The organism is Providencia sp. wls1922 (assembly GCF_009706505.1).
GTDB classification, from domain to species: Bacteria; Pseudomonadota; Gammaproteobacteria; order Enterobacterales; family Enterobacteriaceae; genus Providencia; species Providencia lanzhouensis.
This window is the reverse complement of the sequence record NZ_WLUG01000036.1, coordinates 1-6,312: the sequence shown is the minus strand read 5'-3', so window position 1 is coordinate 6,312 and position 6,312 is coordinate 1. Positions and strand designations below refer to the sequence as shown.

5 protein-coding genes are annotated in these 6,312 nt (G+C 44.2%); 1 reads left to right on the top strand and 4 read right to left on the bottom strand.

Annotated elements, in window-relative coordinates:
• On the top strand, positions 1 to 900 hold a 900-nt coding region (locus GKR71_RS02275; protein ID WP_230085006.1), incomplete at its 5' end, for a phage integrase.
• Between the two features lie 258 nt (positions 901 to 1,158).
• On the opposite strand, the gene ahpF is transcribed toward GKR71_RS02275, so the two are convergent.
• From ahpF to GKR71_RS02255, 4 genes are all read right to left on the bottom strand, one after another.
• Positions 1,159 to 2,733: an alkyl hydroperoxide reductase subunit F gene (gene ahpF / locus GKR71_RS02270; RefSeq protein ID WP_154633897.1), complete on the bottom strand. Its 1,575-nt coding sequence runs from the start codon at positions 2,731 to 2,733 to the stop codon at positions 1,159 to 1,161.
• A 126-nt stretch (positions 2,734 to 2,859) separates the two neighbouring features.
• On the bottom strand, positions 2,860 to 3,423 hold the full coding sequence (gene ahpC / locus GKR71_RS02265) for an alkyl hydroperoxide reductase subunit C (RefSeq protein ID WP_006659869.1): 564 nt from the start codon (positions 3,421 to 3,423) through the stop codon (positions 2,860 to 2,862).
• Between the two features lie 221 nt (positions 3,424 to 3,644).
• Positions 3,645 to 4,772, bottom strand: coding sequence for an ABC transporter permease (locus GKR71_RS02260; protein WP_036948121.1), 1,128 nt, complete (start codon positions 4,770 to 4,772; stop codon positions 3,645 to 3,647).
• Positions 4,773 to 4,774: 2 nt separating this feature from the next.
• The coding region (locus GKR71_RS02255) for an ABC transporter permease (RefSeq protein ID WP_154633896.1) at positions 4,775 to 6,312 on the bottom strand (1,538 nt) is incomplete at its 5' end.

Sequence of the window (6,312 nt, the reverse complement as noted above, 5' to 3'; positions counted from 1 at the left end):
ACAAAACATGAAGCCAATTTGTTTGAACGCTACGCCCTATCAAACAAAATGCACAAAGACTGGTTAGATAAATCCAATGATATTCGACCGCTACAAGACTTAATTGATTTGTGGTGGAACACCTTTGGCAAAAGTAGCGACTACGCGCGGGATACATTATTAAGGGCTACACGTATTGCGACCGCACTCGATAACCCGCCAATGTGCTTATTAACCGATAAGCAATTAGCACTTTACCGCGAACTCCGGCTCGCTGAGGGTATCAAACCCTCCACGATAAATCGTGATTTTTCAGCAATAAGCGGCATATTTACCGCATTGAAACGCACCGATTTATTTATGGGACCGCATCCAATACGAGGGCTATCGCGGTTAAAGCAAAAAGCGACAGAGATGTCGTATTTAACGAGTGAAGAAATCGGACTGCTGCTGAGTATATTAAAAGGTGATAATAAAAAAGTGGCGATTTTATGTTTAAGTACCGGTGCGCGTTGGGGGGAAGCGGTTAAATTAAAACGCGAGCATGTGATCCAAAATAAAATCCGTTTTACTTTTACTAAAACAGGCAAAGCGCGAATTGTACCTATTTCTCAAGAAGTTGCGGATATGATTTGCGAGAAAAAATCGGGAATGCTATTCCCAAAAACGTCTTATCACATGTTTAGAAGACATATAAAGACCATTAAGCCGGACATGCCGCTAGGCCAAGCCACGCATGCATTACGGCATACTTTCGCAACTCATTTTATGATTAATGGTGGCAGCATCATTACTTTGCAGAGAATCCTAGGTCATTCAACATTACAGCAAACACTGACCTACGCACACTTTGCACCGGACTTTCTTCAGGATGCAATTACGTATAATCCACTAAAAGGAGGAACGGCGTTAGCGCCTTAGTTATTCGTATTTGGATGATTTTAACGACATAAACCGATGCAAACTTAGCTTTTGGAATGTCCACAAATTGTCCACACTTGGATGTATTTCTCCGCTGTAAGTACCACCAGATCAGCGTTTAGATCGTCCACAAGTTGTCCACACTTGAACACTTTTAGGCACTTTTGAGCCCTTTCTGATGATTTTATATACAAAAAAAAGGCACTCGCCCCCGAGTGCCTTTTGACTACAACTCACTGAATTTAGAGTAAAAAACTCCTATTCAGCGGTTCTGGTACTTGTGCGGATAAGGTAATCAAATGCGCTCAATGCGGCTTTGGCACCCTCTCCGGCGGAAATGATAATCTGTTTATAAGGCACTGTTGTACAGTCACCAGCGGCGAATACGCCCTTCACACTGGTTTCATTACGTGCATCGACTTCGATTTCGCCCATACGATTGCGAGCAACAGTATCACCTAACCAATTGGTATTTGGTAATAAACCGATTTGAACAAACGCACCGGCTACTTCCAAAGAGTGCACGCTTTCATCCGTGCGGTCTTTGTACTCTAAGCTAGTCATCTTGCTGCCATCGCCTTTAACTTCAAGCGTTTGAGCATTCAAAATAATATCGATATTGCTCAGGCTGCGGGCTTTGGCTTGCAGCACGGAGTCCGCTTTCAATTCTGACGCGAATTCCAATACCGTCACATGCTCAACGATACCCGCTAAGTCGATCGCTGCTTCGATACCGGAGTTACCACCACCGATTACTGCGACGCGTTTGCCTTTAAACAGTGGACCATCACAGTGAGGACAGAATGTAATCCCTTTTGTGCGGTACTCTTGTTCACCCGGAACACCCATATTTCTCCAGCGTGCGCCAGTAGCAATAATAATACTGCGCGCCTTCATCACACCGCCTGATGCAGTTTCGATTTGGTGATATCCGCCAATTTGTTCAGCAGGAATAAGCTTAGTAACGGATTGACCATCAATCACATCCACATTGTAGCTATCCACATGATTTTTCAGGGCGCCAGCTAAAATTGCACCTTCAGTTTTTAATACCGAGATATAGTTTTCGATATCAACGGTATCCATGACTTGCCCACCGAAACGCTCACCGATAACACCGGTACGAATGCCTTTACGCGCAGTATAAACCGCAGCGGATGCACCCGCTGGACCACTACCGATGATCAGAACTTCAAATGGGTCACGTTCGCTAATCGCTTTTGCCGCACGCGCGTCAGCATTGGTATCCACCTTGCTCACGATTTCGCTTAATGTCATGCGACCTTGACCAAATTCTTTGCCGTTTAAGAAAACAGCAGGAACACCCATGATGTTGCGTTCATCAATTTCGTTTTGGAACAGCGCACCATCAATCGCCGTATGGCTGATGTTCGGATTCAATACCGCCATTAAGTTCAGCGCCTGCACGACGTCAGGGCAGTTATGGCAAGATAATGAATAGTAAGTTTCAAAGTTAAAGTCGCCTTCCAGCCCTTTCACTTGATCCAACAATTCTTGTGCTTCTTTAGATGGATGACCACCCACTTGCAGGAGAGCAAGCACTAAAGAGGTAAATTCATGGCCTAATGGTGAGCCCGCAAAACGCACGCCAATATTAGTCCCTGGGTTGGTGATTAAAAATGAAGGTGTTCTTTGTGCAACATCGTGCTCTTCACGCACAGTCACCTTGTCAGACAGCGACGCAATTTGTTCAAGTAATTGTTTTATTTCAATTGATTTTGCGCTGTCATCTAAATTCGAAACTAACTCTACGGGTTTAGTTAATCTTTCCAGATAGGCTTTTAATTGAGCCTGTAAATTATTATCGAGCATGTAATCCCCTTGGTCATAAAATCGGGTACATATACCCGTCGAATAGCCCGTTGCAGGCTTTTACTTAATTGTGTTTAGCGCCTGCAACGTGGCTTATTTTGCAATATTCTTATCGAGGGTTATCGATTAGATTTTGCCGACTAAATCTAAAGATGGAGACAGTGTTGCTTCACCTTCTTTCCATTTAGCTGGGCAAACTTCACCTGGGTGGCTTGCAACGTATTGAGCAGCTTTAACTTTACGCAGTAAGTCAGCAGCGTCACGACCAATGCCTTCCGCAGTGATTTCGATAGCTTGGATGATACCTTGTGGGTCAACAACAAATGTACCACGGTCAGCCAGACCTTCGTTTTCACGCATGTTTTCGAAGTTACGAGTCAGAGCACCTGTTGGGTCGCCGATCATCGCATATTTGATTTTACCGATGGTTTCAGAGCTTTCGTGCCATGCTTTGTGAGTAAAGTGGGTGTCAGTCGATACAGAATAGATATCTACGCCCATTTTTTGGAATTCAGCGTAATGGTCAGCAATGTCGCCTAATTCAGTTGGGCAAACGAAAGTGAAGTCCGCTGGATAGAAGAAGAAAACGCTCCATTTACCCGCAACATCTTTCTCTGTTACTTCGATAAATTTACCGTCTTTAAAAGCTTGATTAGAAAAAGGTTTGATTTGAGTATTAATTAATGACATTTGATGTCCTCCTGTTTGGTTGACTATTAAGTTACTGTTTCGCAGAGACTTAATCCAATCAGTCGTTGCTATCGATTTGATAGGCAAAATCTAATCATTAATTAAAAATTGATAGGCATAGCATTTTATATGGTGCAGCATTAGAACGCTTGCCGATAAAATCTGCAAGCGTTTTGTGAGAAGTAATTCGAGGTAATTTAATGGGAGCTGATGCAATAAAACTATGCCATTGTGGCAATGGTTTTGCGAAAGCGCATTAATGCAAAGCTGAAGAATACGCTACCAATGACCACTAAAATAACAAACTGCGGCCACACAATTTCGAATCCCGCACCACGATATAAAATGGCTTGCGCTAGGCTAACAAAGTGGGTTGTCGGCATGGTTAGCATGATGTCTTGCACCAGTTGCGGCATACTTTCACGGGCAGTCATCCCCCCAGAAAGCATGTTTAATGGTAACAACACTAAGATCATCAATAGACCAAATTGTGGCATTGAGCGTGCAATCGTCCCCATAAAAATCCCAATCGATGTGGTGGCAAACAGGCTGAGCGCCACCCCACACATAAACAGCAATATCGACCCTTCAATCGGTACTTGCAGCAAGGTTTTCACCACCAGCAACAGTGAGACTGCCGAGGCAATCAGTACCACTAATCCCATCGACCAAATCTTTGACATCATGATTTCAAAAGGCGTTAACGGCATCACCATTAAATGCTCGACGGTACCATGTTCACGTTCTCGGATCAGTGCAGCGCCAGTTAGAACAATCGATAACATTGTAATGTTGTTAATGATAGCCATCACCGAACCAAACCAAGATTGCGTTAAGTTTGGGTTAAACCGCATACGCACTTCAAGATCAACCGGTAAACGCCCTTGGCTGCGGTATTTCGCCAAAAATTCGTTCACTTCTCCTAAGGTAATATTCTGAATGTAGCTATTCCCTAAAAAAGCCTGACTCATACGTGTTGCATCGATATTAACTTGCAATTGAGGATGGCGCCCTGCAAGTACATCCCGTTGAAAGTTAGGTGGAATATCAATTGCAAACGTATAGGCACCTCTATCCAGTAAGCCATCTATTTCATTCGGTACAATATCCGCTGGCGGTAAGAAATACGGTTCATAGAAGCTATTAATAATACGGTTTGAAAGCTGGGATTTATCCTGATCTGCAATGGCTATCGGAGCATTATGCAGTGAACCCGGCGTTACCGTTGCAGATGAATAAATCGAGACAGTAAACGCAAACACAATCAGCGCCAGCATCGCTTTATCACGCCCTAAGCTTCGTAATTCTTTCACGCCTAAGTTAAAAATATTCTGTATTTTACGAAACATCCCTATGCCTCCTGCTTTTTCAGGAAATAAACACTCAAGCCAATCACAATCGGGATCGTGATGGCTAGCGGGATAAATGAAGCTTGTAAATCAAAGAAATTAAGCCCTTTAGAGAAGGTTCCCCGTGTGATCGTCAAAAAGTGGGATGTTGGGTAAATCTGCCCTACCCAGCGACCAATCCCTTCCAAGGAAGAAACTGGGTCTATCATGCCGGAAAATTGTGTCGCTGGGATCAAGGTAATAATCGAGGTCCCAAAAATGGCCGCGATTTGGCTTTTCATAAAACAGGAAATCAACAGCCCCATTCCCGTTGCAATGGTGATATACAAAAATGCCGCTAAACTCAATGACAAGAAACTACCTTTAAATTCCACACCAAAAACATAGACGGATAAAATGCAAAGTAAAACAAAGTTGAACATCCCTAAAACAATATAAGGAAGTTGTTTACCGAGCAGAAATTCTAATTTGGTGATCGGGGTGACATAAAGGTTAATAATTGAGCCCAACTCTTTTTCACGCACCACACTGAGCGCGCTAAGCATTGCAGGGATCATCATTAATAATAGAGGAATAACGGCGGGAACAATCGCCGGTAAGCTACGAACATCCGGGTTATAACGATAGCGTGTTTCAATATCAATAGCCGGAATTCCTGCAACACCTGCCGGCTGACGCGCCGCCATCGTGCTTAACCACGCTAAATGCATCGCTTGCACATAACCACGCACCGTTTCCGCTCGGTTTGGCATCGCACCGTCTATCCATACGCCCAGTTTAACGTTATTTCCTTTGGCAATATCACGAGCAAAATTAGGTGGAATTTCAATCGCCACAGTGATTTTTCCGCTGCGCATACCTGATTCGAGCTGCTCATAATCTTGCAATGGAGGCTGCTCAATAAAATAGCGAGAACCTGCTAAGTTCAGCGTATAACCTTGGCTTAAGCCCGTTTGGTCTCGGTCGAGCACAGCAAAACGTAGGTTTTCCACGTCCATGCTGATCCCATATCCCATGATAAACATCAGGATCACCGTCCCTAATAACGCTAATGTGGAACGTACAGGATCCCGCCGTAACTCCATACCTTCACGAATGCTATAGCTAAATAAGCGTCGTAAACTGAAGCGTTTTTTGAGTGCTTCCGCTGCTTGCTCTTTCAGTTTTGCATCCACATGAAATTCAGGGGCGGTCTCTTTGCCCGTATCTTTATCGCCCACCGCATCCTGCAAATAGGCAATAAACGTGGCTTCTAAGGTATCTAATCCACGCTTTTCGATCAGGTTTTCTGGCGTATCGCAATCCAGTACTTTGCCCGCATGCATCAATGAAATACGGTCGCAGCGTTCCGCTTCATTCATAAAGTGGGTGGAGATAAAAATAGTGACACCGTCACGTCTTGAAAGATCGACCATTAAGTTCCAGAACATATCCCGCGCGACAGGGTCAACCCCAGAAGTCGGTTCATCAAGGATCAGCATTTCCGGCTGATGGATAACCGCCACAGCCAAAGAGAGGCGTTGGCGTATCCCTAGGGGTA